This is a genomic window from Rheinheimera nanhaiensis E407-8, from assembly GCF_000296695.1.
Lineage (GTDB): Bacteria > Pseudomonadota > Gammaproteobacteria > Enterobacterales > Alteromonadaceae > Alishewanella > Alishewanella nanhaiensis.
In genome coordinates this window covers 192004-207066 of the sequence record NZ_BAFK01000003.1, presented here as the reverse complement: position 1 = coordinate 207066, position 15063 = coordinate 192004, and the positions used below count along the sequence as shown (strand labels likewise).

Genomic DNA, 15063 nt, shown 5'->3' with positions numbered 1-15063 from the left:
CAATTCAGCCTCAGCGCCCTATAAGCTATACAGTGTATAAAAAGCCGGCAATACTTACCTGTATTAAGGTAAGGCTGACGCGGCCTAACTGAGGATGGCACCATGAAAAAGCTGATACTGCAACTTAGCCAGGCACTGGCGGTGTGCGTGCTGCTACTAAGCCACAGCCTGAACGCCAGAGCAAATGAGACGGTTTGGTCACAAGCCGAGCTGGATCAAATGCTGGCGCCGGTGGCGCTGTACCCGGATACCGTACTGACCCATGTGCTGATTGCTGCAACCTATCCGCTGGAGGTGGTGCAGGCGTCCCGTTGGGTAAAAGACAACCCCCGCCTGAGCGGTGAAGACGCTGTGCGGGCCGTAGAAGACAAAAACTGGGACCCAAGCGTGAAAGCGCTGGTGGCTTTTCCACAGCTGCTAGAGCGGTTAAGTGACGACTTAGACTGGACCCAGCAATTAGGCGAAGCCTTTTTAGCCGATGAAACCGCGGTACTGGCCAGCATTCAGACGCTACGGCAAAAAGCCTACAGCAAAGGCACGCTGCGCGACAACAAGCATATCGTGGTGGAGCGCGAGCGTGAAGTGATTGTAATTGAGCCGGCACGGCGCGAAGTGGTCTATGTGCCGGTGTACGACACCCGTGTCGTGTACGGCGACTGGTGGTGGCCACATCACCCGCCTGTTTACTGGCATACCGCCGGCGTTTATTACCGTAATAGCCCGTTTTACTGGGGAGTAAGTGTTAACGTGCGGCCCTGGTTCTACTTTGGTATTTTCGACTGGCGCCACCGCCACGTGGTCGTGCACCATCATTATTACCATACACCGCCACGGTACTACCCCAAACGGCACAAACACTATGTTGACGCGCGCCGCTGGCAGCACAGCCCCGAGCATCGCCGTGGTGTACATTACCGTCATGACAAGCTAAACCGCACCTATAACAGTGGTTACGGTTACCAGCAGCCCACGCGCGAAACCCAGGGTAAACCCATACGCCATACCAGGGTGACCGAGCATCGGCCCGCCAGTACCGCGCAGCTACGGGAAAACAAGGCGCAGTACCAGCGCAAAAGCGCCGAGCAGGTTCAGTTGACTCAGCGTCAGTGGCAGGATAACGAGCGTAGCCCGCGCCAGCACAACGAAGCGCTGCGCCAACAGCGCCAGCACAACTCAGAGCAGCGTGTGCGCACTACGCAGGTACAAACGGAGCAACGCCAGCAGCAAATTAAACAACAGCTGGCCGAGCCGCGCCCACACCAGCGTGCACAGCCTGAACGGGTAATAAGCACCGAGCAACTGCGCCAGCGTGCACAGCCAGAGCGTCAGCCTGCAGTGCGTGAGGAGACGCGCATACAGCACAGCGGCCAACCGGCAATAAACCGTGAACTGCGTGAGCGCCCTGTGCGTGAAGTGCCGGTGGTGCGCGAACAGCGCCAGCCGCAACGCGAAGCCGCGCCAACACGGGAAATGCGCCAGCCTGCGCGGGAAAGCAACCTGCCGCAGCGGCAAAACGTCCAAGCGCAGCGGCACACTGGCCAAACGCGTCGCATCGAGTAACGACCACTTTATTGATATAAAACAAAGCCGCGGGCACTAATAACAGGTGCCCGCTTTTTTTATTGATCCAGGCCAAGATCCAGCCCGGCCAAAGCGCGACAATCGGCATAACTTAATCACTATGCGGAGCGCATTATGAAAACAACCCTAGCCGCACTGTCTGTAGCCAGCCTGTTAGCGGCAACCCCAGCCCTGGCCGAATTTGGTATTAATGTCGGCGCCATCAGCGTTATGCCGGATGACAGCAGTTCCAGCCTGAATGTTATCGAGCAGGTCGCCGGCTTAGCACCGGGCTCAACAGCCGTAGGCGTTAATACCAACACTCAACTGGGGCTGACCTTTGACTACACATTTATGCCCAACTGGTCAGTACAACTGATTGCCGCCACCCCGTTCAGCCACGATGTTAAGGTAAAAGGCTCAGCCATTGACGGCTTAAAAGTAGGGAAAGCCAAGCATTTACCGCCTACCCTGTTGGCGCAGTATCATTTTATGCCAGAGCACAACACCTTTGATCCCTTTGTCGGGGTTGGGCTTAACTACACGGTGTTTTTTGACGAGCAGGTAGATGCTCAGCTTGAAGGCGCGTTGGATGCATTAGCGGTTACCGGCGCTGGCGATAACGTCGGCCTGAAGCTGAAAAGCTCGTTTGGCCTGGCATTACAGGCTGGTATTAATGTGAAACTAAGCGACAGCCTGGGGCTGCACCTGATGCTGAGTAAAATGGATATCGACACCACCGGCCGGGTGCAGGTAAATGGCAGCACTATTCAAAGCGTTAAAGTGAATATCGACCCTTATGTTGCCATGGTCGGTCTGCGCTGGACCTTGTAAAGAGCACACATTACAGGTAAGACTAAAGGCGACTTAAACAGGGTCGCCTTTTTGTTTTACACTTCCTCTTAACAGCTGGACGTCAACAGCAGGAACCCTAACCGGCATGGATAAACTGAACTGGCAACAACTGCTCAAATCCGGCGACCGTATTTTTATCGGCTCGCATGCGGCTACGCCAACAGCACTGCTGGATGATTTAATTGCCAATGCCAAACAGCTGCACGACATTGAAATCGTGCAGGTGTACTCATTGTCGGATAACAAATGGGCCGCGCCAGAGCACCAGCAGCTGTTTAAAGTTAACGCCCTATTTATTGGCGGTGACGAAGTGCGCCGCGCAGTAGCCGAAGGCCGCGCCGACTACACACCCTGCTTTATGTCGGATATTGCCTCCTTATTCAGCGACGGCATACTGCCGCTGGACGCGGCACTGATTATGGTCAGCCCGGCCGACGAGTATGGCTACCATTCGCTGGGCGTGTCGGTAGATATCGTCTCAGCAGCGGCGAAAACAGCAAAAAAAGTTATTGCCCAGGTAAACCCGTCGATGCCCATTACCTATGGCCAGTCGTTTATTCATAAAGATCAGATCCATGCCTATTTTTATGCCGAGCAGGCCATAGCGCAAATGCCGGCGGTAAAACTGGACGCCGTCACCGAGCGGGTCGGCCAGTATGTGTCGTTACTGGTAGAAGACTGCGCCACCATTCAGATTGGCGTCGGTAAAATGTGCGATGCGGTGCTGCGTTATCTGGGTAACCATAAAGATTTAGGCATCCACAGCGAAATGATCACCGATTCGATGATGGAGCTGATTAAAAAAGGCGTGGTGACCAACCGCAAAAAAACCTTTCATCCGGGTAAAACCGTGGCCAGTTTTTGTGTTGGTAGCAAAGCCTTATACGATTTTGTGCATTGCAACCCGCATATGGGCTTTTACCCCAGTGAATATGTTAACTCACCGGCCAATATTGCCCGTAACGACAATATGGTGTCGATCAACAGCGCCATCGAGGTCGACTTAACCGGCCAGATCGTGTCCGATTCTATCGGCCATCAGTTTTACAGTGGCATTGGCGGCCAGGTCGACTTTAGCCGCGGCGCCTCCATGAGTAGCGGCGGCAAACCTATTATTGCCCTGCCCAGCACGGCGAAAAACGGCACTGTATCGCGCATTGTCGCCCACCTTACCCCGGGCGCCGGTGTCGTGACCTCCCGCGGCCATGTGCACTATGTGGTCACCGAGTTTGGCGTGGCCTCATTGCGCGGTAAGAGTATCCGCGAGCGCGCGCTGGAACTTATCCGCGTGGCACACCCTAAATTTCGCCAGCAGCTATTAGAGCAAATCCGAGAGCATTTCTGGGTGCCGCATTATCAGCTGCATACCCCCACTGAAGTGCCGGAGCTTGGCAGTGTCGGCTTTAAAGAGCTGCATATCGACGGCGAAGAGTTCGATCTGCGCCCGCTTAACCCGTCCGACGAGCGCCGGCTGCAGGAGTTTTTTTACTCGCACACCAAAGAAACGCTGCAGCTGCGCTACAGTGCGGTGCCTACCCAAATGAGCCGGGAGAAATCCTGCACCCTGGTCGGCGTGGATCAGTCAAAAGATTTAGCGCTCTGTATCGTCAAGCAAAAAGGCTCAGTGGTACAAATTCAGGCGGTGGGGCGTTATTACCTGCTACACGATGGCCAAGGCTGCGAGGTGGCCTTTGTTACCCGCGAGAAATACCAGGGCAAAGGTATGGCCAAGCGCTTGTTGCAGGAGATGATTAGCATTGCCGAGCAGCGCGGCCTGCAAAGCATGGTAGCCTTTGTCCGCGCCGAAAATAAAGCCATGCTGGCGGTGTTCCAAAAAGCCGGCTTTGGCCGCCTGCCGGGCGATGACCCCACCGAAGTGTATTTACAGCTGCGCTTGCCACGCGGCAGTGCCAGCACAGAGAGCAGCTAATGGCCATTACCTTATTCAGTCATGCTAACTGTTACCGCCATCTGGCCGGCGATGACCACCCGGAGCAGCCGGCACGCTTAAGTGCCATTAACGATCAGCTTATCCGCTCGGGTCTGGAGTTTGTGCTGCAACAGCGTGATGCCAGCCCGGCGGTAAAACAGCAGCTATACCGCGCCCACAGCCAGTTATACGTTGATGAAATTTACGCCAAAGCCCCAACCGAGGGCTATATCTGGCTGGATCCGGACACCCAGATGATGCGCCACAGTTTAGACGCCGCACTGCACGCTGCCGGCGCCGGCATTGATGCGGTGGATTTAGTGCTAAAGCAGTCCGATCAGCAGGCGTTTTGCAGTGTGCGCCCGCCGGGCCATCATGCCACCCGAGACCAGGCGATGGGTTTTTGCATCTTTAACAATGTCGCCATAGCGGCGCTGCATGCGCTTAGCCAACATGGCCTTGAACGGGTAGCCATTGTCGATTTTGACGTGCACCATGGCAACGGCACTGAAGATATTGTCAGCGGCGATGAGCGCATTCTGTTTTGCTCGTCGTTTCAGTCGGCGCTGTATCCGTACCGAGACCTGCAAAGCGGCGCCGCTAATGTCGAAAACCTGCCGCTGCCGGCACTGTGCAAACCGGCACAGTGGCGCGAGCAGATCCAACACCAGTGGCTGCCGAGGTTAAATGCCTTTAAACCGCAGCTTATTTTGGTCTCCGCCGGTTTTGACGGCCATCGCGAGGATGATATGGCGCAGTTTCTGCTGGTAGAAGATGATTACCACTGGATTGCCCGGCAGTTAAAACAGCTGGCCGACCAGCACTGTCAGGGCCGCCTTGTTGCGATGCTGGAGGGCGGTTATGCACTAAGCGCACTGGGCCGCAGTGTGGTAGCGTTTTTAAAAGGCTTGATGTAACAGCCAGTTAAGCTGCTATGCTTAATGCTCGTTAGGTTTAGCAAACGGCTTATGCAACTGATAACACGCCTGTTTCCGGCATTATCTTATCTTGACCCCGCCAGTGAGGCGGCGTTTCGCTGCCATCTGGTGAATAGTGCCCGTCAGGGTACGGCGCGCCTGGCGCTGGTATGCATCATCCTGATGCTGGTGTTTAGCTTAACCGATATCCTGCTGGGCGATGACTGGCTCAGCCTCAGCAACAGCGCCCGTTATCTGGCGGCGCTTAGTGTCGCCTTATACCTTGGCTTGTCACGCCATCTTAGCGGTGAAAACTGGCTGCAAGGCTGGCTGGCCGTTAGTGCCCTGGCAATCCTGCTGCTGGCTGTCACCTTTTATGCCTCAGCCCGCTATTATGGCCGGCTGGGTGAAGGCGGCCCGCTGGTGGTGGCTTTTGCCATTGCAGCGATACCTATTTTTCATCTGCAACAAAAGCTATTGCTGTGGGCACTGCTGTTAAGCAGTGTGGCCTTTATTAAATACTGCACCGCCACCGATACCGGCTGGAGCCTGTTTTACTTGTTTATTACCATCACACTGTGCTTAAGCTGGCAGCGCCAGTACGACAAGCTGCTGCGCAGTCAATACAAAGCAGTGCGGCTGGAGCAACAAAAAGCCGAAACCGACCAGCTGACCGGCCTGTTAAACCGGCGCAGTTTTGAGCAGCGGCTGGCAGAAAAACTGGCCGGCCTTAAGCCCGGCGAACAGCTGTCACTGGGCCTTTTGGATATCGATTATTTTAAACGCTATAACGACCACTACGGTCATCTGGACGGTGATTTGGTACTGGTCAATGTCGCCCGGCTGTTATCGGCCACCCCTGACTGGCTGGTGGTCCGCTTTGGCGGCGAAGAGTTTATTTTAATTGAGCAACACGCTTTGCATCAGCCTACCCGTTTGCTGCAACTGCCAGCACAATTGGCCAAACTGGCGCTACCGCACCACAGCTCCCCTTTTGGCGTGGTAACCGCCTCTATTGGCGTGGTCACACTGGGAGGGCAGGCAACACTACTGACATCAGGTGAGCTGATGCAGCAAGCCGATAAGTTGCTATATCAGGCCAAGCAACAAGGCCGCAACCGGGCTTGCAGCCAGCAGCTGTAACAACAGCCGCCCGATAGCCGCTTGGCTACACTACAATCTGGCGGCCTGCACGTGCATCCAGTCATAGTTACGGCTACGGCCCAGGCTGACCCACCCTTCTTCTTCCCAGCATTGCCACCAGTAGGCGTATTCAGGCCGGGCCAGGCTGGCTTTACTGCTGTCCCACTTTAGCTGGTTATGCGCCGGGTCAAAATCAAAGGCGATGCCCCAGCTGTGGGTAGATAAACTGCTGCCGCCGCGTTTGGCGCGCAGGTTAAAACCACCGCCATAGAGATCCAGCCGTAGCTGCTGCACTGCATCAAAACCATAATACAGCAGCACCTGCTCCAGTACCTTTTGCATGCTGGCGACCACCTTTTGATGGCACTGGGTGCTAAGTACTGTGGTGCCGGTATCCCAGGCCAGACGCAGCGGATACGGCAACGTCATTTTCACCAGTTGTGTGCCCGGCTCACCATAAAAGGCACGCAGCTCGGCTTCGCGGTCCAGCGGCCAACCGTGCGGATTAGCCGGGGTACTGAAGTTATCGCGCCACAGCTCTGGCAGCTTGCCTTGCTGCTGCAGCGCCGCCAGTTGCTCGCTGGCGTAGTCAGTTTGCGGCCCCCACCAACCATCCAGCTTGCCTGCCGATAACCCCGCTTGCTGGCAACACAACTGCAAACACAACACTGCCTGCCGCTGTGCTGGCCAGCTTTGCCAGCCGGCGGCACTGCCTAACACGCTTTGGTGTTGCTTAAGGTAGCTAACGATATGTTCAGAAAGCTGATGCTCTGCAACAGTAGGGGCAAGTTGCAATGCCTGTTTTAACGTGACTACAGCAAGTGGGTCCATGATATTGCTGCCATTTGGGAGAAACAGCCTAAGTCTAGCTGGCGGCGGGTCGGGCTGCCGGATTTATAAACATTTAAAAAACAACACCCTGCAATTGCAGGGTGTTGTGTTGCTCCTCAGCAGGCGGCGGCTTAGCCTAACCAGACGCGGGCATTACGGAACATCCGCATCCAGGGGCTGTCTTCCTGCCAGCCATCGGGCTGCCAGGAGTTGGCGACCGCGCGGAATACCCGCTCCGGGTGCGGCATCATAATAGTGACGCGGCCATCGGTGGTGGTCAGCGAGGTAATACCGGCTGGTGAGCCGTTCGGGTTCTGCGGATATTGCTCGGTGACTTTGCCGTAGTGGTCAACAAAGCGCATGGCGACGGTGCCGCTGTGGTTAGCTTTGGCAAACAGCTCACTGGAGGCAAATTCCGCATGGCCTTCACCGTGCGATACCGCGATGGGCATGCGCGAGCCTGCCATACCGGCAAAGAACAGTGATGGGCTTTGCTGAATTTCAACCAGGCTAAAGCGCGCTTCAAAGCGCTCTGATTTGTTGCGCACAAAGTGTGGCCACAGCTCGGCGCCCGGGATCAGGCTCTTTAAGTTCGACATCATCTGACAGCCGTTACACACCCCCAGCGAGAAGGTGCTGTCACGCTCGAAAAACTGGGCAAACTGCGCTCTTGCCATGTCGTTAAACAGCACAGACTTGGCCCAGCCCTCACCGGCACCTAACACGTCACCGTAAGAGAAACCACCGCAGGCCACTAAGCCGTTAAAATCACTCAGCTTAGCGCGGCCTGAGAGAATGTCGCTCATATGCACGTCAACGGCAGTAAAGCCAGCCCGGTTAAAGGCGGCGGCCATTTCGACATGCGAGTTAACGCCCTGCTCGCGCAGAATAGCCACTTTGGGCGCAGCACCTTTTAAAATAAACGGCGCGGCGACATCTTCGTTCAGATCAAAGCTTAACTTAACGTTTAAGCCCGGATCTGCCGCATCGGCCTTGGCATCAAATTCCTGCTTGGCGCCCTGCGGGTTATCGCGCATCGCCTGCATCTGATAAGTGGTTTCAGCCCAGATACAGCGCAGACGGGTACGGCTGTCAACCAATACCGGCGTATCGCCACGGCGGATCACTAACTCATCAGCGCTGGTCACCTTGCCAATCACATGGCTCAGCTGCGCCAGATGATGCTGTGCCAGCACCTGCTGCACATAAGCCAGCTCAGTGTTGCTTACCTGAATAACAGCGCCAAGCTCTTCAGAGAACAGCACCGCCAGATCATCGCTACCCAGTGCACTGATATCGGCCTGGATACCGGCTTTACCGGCAAACGCCATTTCGGCCAGCGTAGTAAATAAACCACCGTCAGAGCGGTCATGGTAGGCCAGTAATTTTTGCTCAGCCGTTAACTGCTGCAGCGCGTTAAAGAAGTTAATTAACAGCTCTGGGCTGTCTAAATCCGGTGCTTGCTGGCCTAACTGCTTGTAAACTTGTGCTAAACACGAAGCACCTAAGCGGTTTTGCTTATTGCCTAAATCAATCAGCAGCAGGCTGCTATCGCCTTTGTCGGTACGCAGCTGCGGCGTTACCGTGTTACGGATATCTTCAACCCGGGCAAAGGCCGTAATAATTAACGACAGCGGTGCGGTTACCGCATGCTCTTTGCCGTCTTGTTGCCACTTGGTTTTCATCGACATCGAGTCTTTGCCAACCGGAATGGTCACCTCCAGTGCCGGGCATAACTCTTCACCTATGGCTTTTACCGCTGCATATAAGCCGGCGTCTTCACCCGGGTGACCGGCTGCGGCCATCCAGTTGGCGGATAACTTCACCCGCTTTAAGTCGCCAATATCGGTAGCAGCGATGTTGGTAATGGCCTCGGCCACCGCCAGACGCGCAGAGGCGGCAAAGTCTAACAGCGCTACCGGCGTACGCTCACCCATTGCCATGGCTTCACCGTGGTAGGTATCGTAACTGGCTGCAGTGACACCACAGTTCGCTACCGGCACCTGCCAGGGGCCTACCATCTGATCGCGGGCGACTAAACCGGTAACACTGCGGTCACCAATGGTAACCAGGAAGGTTTTCTCGGCAATCGTCGGTAAACGCAGTAACCGCTCGGCAGCGTCTTTAATGCTGACACCGGCGAAATCCAGCGGCTTACCGGCGGTTTGGGCGCTTTGTACCTCGCGGTGCATTTTTGGTGCTTTGCCCAGTAACACATTCAGCGGTAAATCAATTGGCGTGCTGCCAAAGTGGCTGTCGCTCAGCGTTAAGTGCTGCTCGCGGGTCGCTTCGCCCACCACAGCAAAAGGCGCGCGCTCACGCAGACAGATTTGCTCAAACAGCGGCATTTTGTCGGCCGGAATCGCCATCACGTAACGTTCTTGCGACTCGTTACACCAGATTTGCAGCGGAGACATGCCTGGCTCATCGTTGGGCACCTTGCGCAGTTCAAACTTACCGCCCACGCCGCCATCGTTGACCAGTTCAGGGAAGGCATTCGATAAACCGCCGGCGCCAACATCGTGAATAAACACGATCGGGTTGTCTTTACCCAGCTGCCAGCAGCGGTCGATCACTTCCTGACAACGGCGTTCAATTTCCGGGTTTTCCCGCTGTACTGAGGCAAAGTCCAGATCTTCTGCCGACTGCCCGGAGGCCATCGATGAAGCCGCACCGCCGCCCAGGCCGATATTCATTGCCGGGCCGCCCAGCACCACCAGTTTGGCGCCCACCGGCAAGTCGCCTTTTTGCACATGCTCGGCGCGGATATTACCCAAACCACCGGCAATCATAATCGGCTTATGGTAACCCCGTACTTCGTCGCCATTGTGGCTGGGCACGCGCTCTTCATAAGTGCGGAAATAACCGTTAATCGCCGGCCGGCCAAATTCGTTGTTAAAGGCGGCGCCGCCCAGTGGGCCTTCCAGCATAATATCCAGCGCCGAGACAATGCGCTCTGGCTTACCAAAGTCGGTTTCCCACGGCTGTTCAAAGCCCGGAATGCGTAAATTCGACACCGAAAAGCCAACCAGACCGGCTTTAGGCTTAGAGCCCACACCGGTGGCGCCTTCATCGCGAATTTCACCGCCAGAGCCGGTGGCCGCACCCGGGTAGGGCGAAATGGCCGTTGGGTGGTTGTGGGTTTCTACCTTCATCAGCACATGAATGGGCTCATGGTGGTATTGATAAGTTAAATTACCCGGCTGGGCAAAAAAGCGGCCAGCGGTTGAGCCTTCCATTACCGCAGCGTTGTCTTTATAGGCAGACAACACATAATCCGGCGTTTGCTCAAAGGTGTTTTTAATCATTTTAAACAGCGATTTAGGCTGTTTTACGCCGTCGATAGTCCAGTCGGCGTTAAAAATTTTGTGCCGGCAGTGCTCAGAGTTAGCCTGGGCAAACATATACAGCTCTATGTCGTTCGGGTTACGCCCCAGCGCGATAAAGTTGCTGTACAGATAGTCTATTTCATCGTCGGCCAGAGCCAGGCCCATCTCATTGTTGGCCTTCACCAGCGCATCGCGGCCACCGGCGAGAATATCTACCGACGCCAGCGGCGCCGGCTCGGCTTTGGCAAACAAGGCTTGCGCCTGCTCCAGCTCGGTAAATACCGCTTCCATCATCCGGTCATGCACTAAGGCGGCAACCTGTTGCAGCTGGGCGGCGTTTAATGGCTGCGCCGCCTGCACATAGTAGGCAATACCGCGCTCTAAGCGGCTGACCTGGCTTAAACCACAGTTGCGGGCAATGTCGGTGGCCTTGGATGACCAGGGCGAAATAGTGCCCGGCCGTGGCGTTACCAGTAATAACTGGCCGCGCGGCTCGTGGCTGGCAATAGCCGGGCCATAGGTTAGCAATTTGTCCAGCGTTTGCTGCTGTGCGTCAGTCAATGCGCGGCTGACATCAGCAAAGTGCATAAACTCAGCATACAGACTGCTGAGGGTTAAGCCACTTTGGGCGCATTGGTCGAGTAACTTCTGAATTCTGAAATCGGACAGTGCTGGCGCACCACGCAGGATCAACATAGGCTTTTTTTCCCGTGGGTTGAACGACGATGGAACCTAAAACAGGCGCGACATTATAAAGAAATTTCTGCCTAAGTGGTATGAGTAAACACTGACGGCGTAACAGAAGTTTGCTATAACAGCGCAGAAGATGACGATTCAGGTTAGCTAAGATGTACAGATGCGGCGCCTGGTTGCTGTTAGTACTGTGGTTGTCCGGCTGTAGTCCCGCGCCCTCAGAAAGCCAGCTTTACCAGATATATCAGCGTGATAGCTTAAAGGTAGGCATTTTGCACGGCCCCACCAGCTATTATGTGGGCGTCGATGGCCCGGTCGGCTTTGAGCTGGAATTAAGCCAGGCACTGGCTGACAAGCTGGGCGTAAAGCTGGAGTTATACCCCAGCTATCATCTGGATGAGCTGTTGCAAAAGCTCGACTCGGGTCAGGTGGACTATATTGCCGGCGGCCTGACCTTAACCGAACGGCGCAAAGGCAAATACCGCGCCGCCCCCGCCTATCGCTGGATTAACGAAGTGCTGGTGTTTAAACAAGGCAACACCTGGCCCAGAACCCTGCAACACTTAACCGATACTGTCGTCGTAGTAAAAGACAGCAGCCATGCCGAAACCCTGCAGCAACTCAGCCTGGATTATCCCGAGCTGGACTGGCAGGTGCACCCAAGCCTGGATAACGATGAAATTTTGCAGCAGGTGGTCGATGGCAATATTGCCTACACCCTGACAGATTCAAACCAACTGGCGCTGAACCGGCGCTTTTATCCCAACCTCAGCATTGCCTTTACCGTGCGGGATAACCTGCCGGTGAGCTGGCTAATGGCGGATAACAACGATGATTCACTGTACGCCGTGCTGATCGAATTTTTTGGCACCATGTATCAGGGCGGCGAGCTGATAGCGCTGGAAGATCGCTACTTTGGTCATGTACAGCAGTTTGATTATGTCGATACGCTGGTGTATATCGAGGCAATAGAACAAACCCTGCCACGCTTTAAAGCCTGGTTTGAACAATATGCCGGCGAGCTGGACTGGCGCCTGCTGGCGGCACTGAGTTATCAGGAGTCGCACTGGGATCCGAAAGCGAAAAGCCCGACCGGGGTGCGCGGCCTGATGATGCTCACCCTGCCGACAGCGCAGCAAATGGGTGTGCGCAGCCGGCTGGATCCTGAGCAAAGTATCCGCGGTGGCAGCCGTTATCTGCACCGTTTAGTCAGCCGTATTCCCGAGCGTATCGCTATGCCAGACCGGCTCTGGTTTGCGCTGGCGTCGTATAATGTTGGCTGGGGCCATGTGGAAGATGCGCGCATTTTAACCCAGCGCCAGGGCGCCGATCCGGACAAATGGCTGGAAGTAAAACAGCGTTTACCGCTGCTACGGCAAAAAAGCGTGTATAAAACCACCAAATATGGTTATGCCCGTGGCGATGAAGCGGTGACCTACGTTGAAAATATCCGCCGTTATTACGACACCTTATTATGGGTAGACGAACGCCAGCAGGCAGAGCTGCGCCTGCAACAACAAAAGCAGCGGCTAACCGAGCAACCAGACAGGGTAGAGAGTACAGAAATCTTGCCACCGGCAGCGGACACACCGCCGCCGCCCTATTGAAAGCCGCCTGGTAAGCACCCATGATAACCAACAGAACAACAAAACAGGTGTGCTATGTTAAAACGGAAAAAACCTCAGGTAAGAGCCAAACGTCGCCGGCTGGTAGATGTCGCTTCCGGCCGCCGGCGCATTAAACGCAATATCGCCGTGGCCAAGCTGCATCAGCGCCGCCGCCATTACACCGGCTTTTTCAACCAGCCTGCCGAGCTTGCTTAAGCGCTTTATGCTCGGCGCGCCGACGCTGAAAAAAACCGGACAACTGTGCCGCGCACTCTTGGGCCAACACGCCCGACACCACCTCAAGCTGATGATTAAACCGGGCATGCTGTACCAGGTTTAGCACCGAGCCGGCCGCGCCGGTTTTAGCATCGGTAGTACCAAACACCAACCTGTCGATACGGCTGTGCACCATAGCGCCGGCGCACATAGTACAGGGCTCCAGCGTAACGTATAGGGTGCACTCAGGCAGCCGGTAATTCCCCAGCCGCGCGGCAGCGGCCCGTATGGCCTGCATTTCCGCATGGGCTGACGGGTCATTTAAGCTAATCATCTGGTTCCAGCCCTCTGCCAGCAGCTCATTGTGTTTTACCAACACCGCGCCTACCGGCACTTCGCCTTGTTGCTCGGCTTTGGCGGCCAGCATGATGGCATGACGCATCCAGTCTTCATCTGTCATAATGGCTTACAATTAATTGCTAGATTGATGGCAAAGTTTATCACTATATTCTGGTGAAATTAGCTAAACTTTTTAGCATTTGGCTAACCCAGCCTAAAAGTTAAAGTGCAATATACTGATAATAAACAATATTAAAAATGGCACCGGCTTTGCTTTGTGCTGTAGCGTTTAACGAACAGGAGAATGTACAAGATGGGACCTTTTGAAATTGCCGCCATTGCCATTATTGGTGGTTTAGCTTACTCGGCTTACGATTCTTACAACAAAAGCAAAGGCAAAGCCAACAGCCAGGACGTCGCCGATTTAAAAGCAGAGCTGGACAAGATGAAACAACGGGTCGCCACCCTGGAGAGCATCGTCACCGATAAGTCCTATCAGCTTAAAGATCAGATTAACCGCTTGTAATAGCGGGCACAGTCGCCGCCCTGATCTGTAGCAGTTCGCCGCTGATATGATACACTGCCGGCAACTGCAGACAGGAGCTGACAATGTCGACAGAAATTCTGGTTAACCGCGCCCGCGCCATATGCGAAAAAAATGGCGCCCGTTTCACTGCGATACGGGAAAAAGTGTTTCGGCTGCTGGCTGATTTAGACGGCGGCATTGGCGCGTACGAGCTATTAGAACAACTGAAACAAACCGAGCCGGGTGCCAAACCGGCGACTATTTACCGGGCACTGGAATTTCTTACCGAGCAAGGCTTTATTCATAAAATAGAGTCCAGCAACGCCTTTTTGCTGTGCCACCATTTCGGCCAGCACCACCCGGCACAATTACTGATCTGCGATCAGTGCGGTAACGTAACTGAACTGCACTCTCATCTGTTACAGGATGAGTTCAACCGTCAGGCTGTGGCACAAGGCTTTGACATTAAACAGCAAACCATAGAGGCGCACGGCAGCTGTAAACGTTGTCGGAGTAGCTAATAAATTTCTCCTGAATCAAGGCGCTAGCTTGTACATTTAGTAAAAGGTTTCTAATCTTAAACAAGTTGTAGCCCGATCCCCGACTTTTGACAGGCGTTGACATGAATGTTGAATTTATAAACCCGTTTTTATCTTCATTAGTAAATGTGCTTAGCACTATGGCCAATACCACTATTGTCCCCGGCCAGCCCAGAATTAAAAAAGACGAAGTGGCCCGCGGCGATGTGTCAGGCCTTATCGGGATGGTCAGCCCGCAAACCAAGGGCTCGTTTTCTATTACCTTTGAAGAGTCGTTAGCGGTAGAAATTATGTTTCGCATGCTGGGCGAGCGGCCCAAAGGCATTACGCCCGATGTTACCGATATGGTGGGTGAAATAACCAATATGGTTACCGGCGGTGCTAAGCGCGTACTGGGTGAAAAAGGTTACGACTTTACCATGGCCACGCCTGTTGTGGTGTCCGGTAAAAACCATACCATTTCGCATAAATCGGAAGGGGCGAAAATTTTAATGCCGTTCGATTCTGACTTTGGCAAGGTGCATATTGAAGTCAGTTTTGATAAATAAACAGCGTTTTAAGCATAGAGCCGGCGCTGA

13 protein-coding genes are annotated in these 15063 nt (G+C 54.6%); 10 read left to right on the top strand and 3 right to left on the bottom strand.

Going from position 1 to position 15063, the window contains the following annotated elements; all coding sequences use genetic code 11:
• The first annotated feature begins 102 nt into the window (after positions 1–102).
• The 5 genes from RNAN_RS03900 to RNAN_RS03880 all read left to right on the top strand — a co-directional run bounded on the left by RNAN_RS03900 (position 103) and on the right by RNAN_RS03880 (position 6405).
• Positions 103–1560 (top strand): DUF3300 domain-containing protein, encoded by a 1458-nt coding sequence (locus RNAN_RS03900; RefSeq protein WP_008218973.1) that lies wholly within the window; start codon positions 103–105, stop codon positions 1558–1560.
• Positions 1561–1695: 135 nt separating this feature from the next.
• The gene (locus tag RNAN_RS03895) at positions 1696–2394 is read left to right on the top strand and encodes an OmpW/AlkL family protein (protein WP_008218971.1); all 699 of its coding nucleotides are present in this window, start codon (positions 1696–1698) and stop codon (positions 2392–2394) included.
• Between the two features lie 106 nt (positions 2395–2500).
• On the top strand, positions 2501–4345 hold the full coding sequence (locus RNAN_RS03890; protein WP_008218969.1) for a bifunctional acetyl-CoA hydrolase/transferase family protein/GNAT family N-acetyltransferase: 1845 nt from the start codon (positions 2501–2503) through the stop codon (positions 4343–4345).
• The gene (locus RNAN_RS03885; RefSeq protein WP_008218967.1) at positions 4345–5262 is read left to right on the top strand and encodes a histone deacetylase family protein; all 918 of its coding nucleotides are present in this window, start codon (positions 4345–4347) and stop codon (positions 5260–5262) included. The genes RNAN_RS03890 and RNAN_RS03885 overlap by 1 nt, the downstream gene beginning before the upstream one ends.
• Positions 5263–5313: 51 nt before the next feature.
• Entirely contained in the window at positions 5314–6405 is a 1092-nt protein-coding gene (locus RNAN_RS03880; protein WP_040551602.1) for a GGDEF domain-containing protein, read from the top strand.
• Positions 6406–6435: 30 nt separating this feature from the next.
• Here RNAN_RS03880 and RNAN_RS03875 read toward each other — a convergent pair whose 3' ends face one another.
• Both RNAN_RS03875 and purL read right to left on the bottom strand, forming a co-directional pair.
• A complete protein-coding gene (locus tag RNAN_RS03875) occupies positions 6436–7236 on the bottom strand; it encodes a M15 family metallopeptidase domain-containing protein (RefSeq protein WP_008218963.1) in 801 nt (266 codons plus the stop codon).
• Positions 7237–7367: 131 nt separating this feature from the next.
• Positions 7368–11261 carry a phosphoribosylformylglycinamidine synthase gene (gene purL, locus RNAN_RS03870; RefSeq protein ID WP_008218960.1) on the bottom strand — a complete coding sequence of 1298 codons (3894 nt, stop codon included), beginning with the start codon at positions 11259–11261 and terminating at the stop codon, positions 7368–7370.
• 152 nt (positions 11262–11413) lie between these two features.
• Here purL and mltF point away from each other — a divergent pair, with 152 nt between their 5' ends.
• Together mltF and RNAN_RS19315 are read left to right on the top strand one after the other, a co-directional pair.
• Entirely contained in the window at positions 11414–12865 is a 1452-nt protein-coding gene (gene mltF, locus RNAN_RS03865; RefSeq protein ID WP_008218958.1) for a membrane-bound lytic murein transglycosylase MltF, read from the top strand.
• A 54-nt stretch (positions 12866–12919) separates the two neighbouring features.
• Positions 12920–13081: a hypothetical protein gene (locus RNAN_RS19315; protein ID WP_008218957.1), complete on the top strand. Its 162-nt coding sequence runs from the start codon at positions 12920–12922 to the stop codon at positions 13079–13081.
• Here RNAN_RS19315 and tadA read toward each other — a convergent pair.
• Entirely contained in the window at positions 13056–13541 is a 486-nt protein-coding gene (gene tadA, locus RNAN_RS03860) for a tRNA adenosine(34) deaminase TadA (RefSeq protein WP_008218955.1), read from the bottom strand. The two genes, RNAN_RS19315 and tadA, sit on opposite strands and share 26 nt — an antisense overlap.
• A 192-nt stretch (positions 13542–13733) precedes the next feature.
• Here tadA and RNAN_RS03855 point away from each other — a divergent pair, with 192 nt between their 5' ends.
• From RNAN_RS03855 to RNAN_RS03845, 3 genes are all read left to right on the top strand, one after another.
• On the top strand, positions 13734–13946 hold the full coding sequence (locus tag RNAN_RS03855; protein WP_008218953.1) for a hypothetical protein: 213 nt from the start codon (positions 13734–13736) through the stop codon (positions 13944–13946).
• Positions 13947–14029: 83 nt separating this feature from the next.
• A complete protein-coding gene (locus tag RNAN_RS03850) occupies positions 14030–14467 on the top strand; it encodes a transcriptional repressor (RefSeq protein ID WP_008218952.1) in 438 nt (145 codons plus the stop codon).
• A gap of 101 nt (positions 14468–14568) precedes the next feature.
• Complete coding sequence (locus tag RNAN_RS03845) at positions 14569–15033, top strand: chemotaxis protein CheX (protein ID WP_008218950.1); 465 nt, start codon at positions 14569–14571, stop codon at positions 15031–15033.
• Positions 15034–15063 lie beyond the last annotated feature (30 nt).

Coding starts and splice junctions, on each gene's coding strand:
- purL (WP_008218960.1), bottom strand. CDS start 11,261: ATGTTGATCCTGCGTGGTGCGCCAGCACTGTCCGATTTCAGAATTCAG.
- RNAN_RS03900 (WP_008218973.1), top strand. CDS start 103: ATGAAAAAGCTGATACTGCAACTTAGCCAGGCACTGGCGGTGTGCGTG.
- mltF (WP_008218958.1), top strand. CDS start 11,414: ATGTACAGATGCGGCGCCTGGTTGCTGTTAGTACTGTGGTTGTCCGGC.
- RNAN_RS03875 (WP_008218963.1), bottom strand. CDS start 7,236: ATGGACCCACTTGCTGTAGTCACGTTAAAACAGGCATTGCAACTTGCC.
- RNAN_RS03850 (WP_008218952.1), top strand. CDS start 14,030: ATGTCGACAGAAATTCTGGTTAACCGCGCCCGCGCCATATGCGAAAAA.
- RNAN_RS03890 (WP_008218969.1), top strand. CDS start 2,501: ATGGATAAACTGAACTGGCAACAACTGCTCAAATCCGGCGACCGTATT.
- RNAN_RS03855 (WP_008218953.1), top strand. CDS start 13,734: ATGGGACCTTTTGAAATTGCCGCCATTGCCATTATTGGTGGTTTAGCT.
- RNAN_RS03880 (WP_040551602.1), top strand. CDS start 5,314: ATGCAACTGATAACACGCCTGTTTCCGGCATTATCTTATCTTGACCCC.
- RNAN_RS03895 (WP_008218971.1), top strand. CDS start 1,696: ATGAAAACAACCCTAGCCGCACTGTCTGTAGCCAGCCTGTTAGCGGCA.
- RNAN_RS03845 (WP_008218950.1), top strand. CDS start 14,569: ATGAATGTTGAATTTATAAACCCGTTTTTATCTTCATTAGTAAATGTG.
- tadA (WP_008218955.1), bottom strand. CDS start 13,541: ATGACAGATGAAGACTGGATGCGTCATGCCATCATGCTGGCCGCCAAA.
- RNAN_RS03885 (WP_008218967.1), top strand. CDS start 4,345: ATGGCCATTACCTTATTCAGTCATGCTAACTGTTACCGCCATCTGGCC.
- RNAN_RS19315 (WP_008218957.1), top strand. CDS start 12,920: ATGTTAAAACGGAAAAAACCTCAGGTAAGAGCCAAACGTCGCCGGCTG.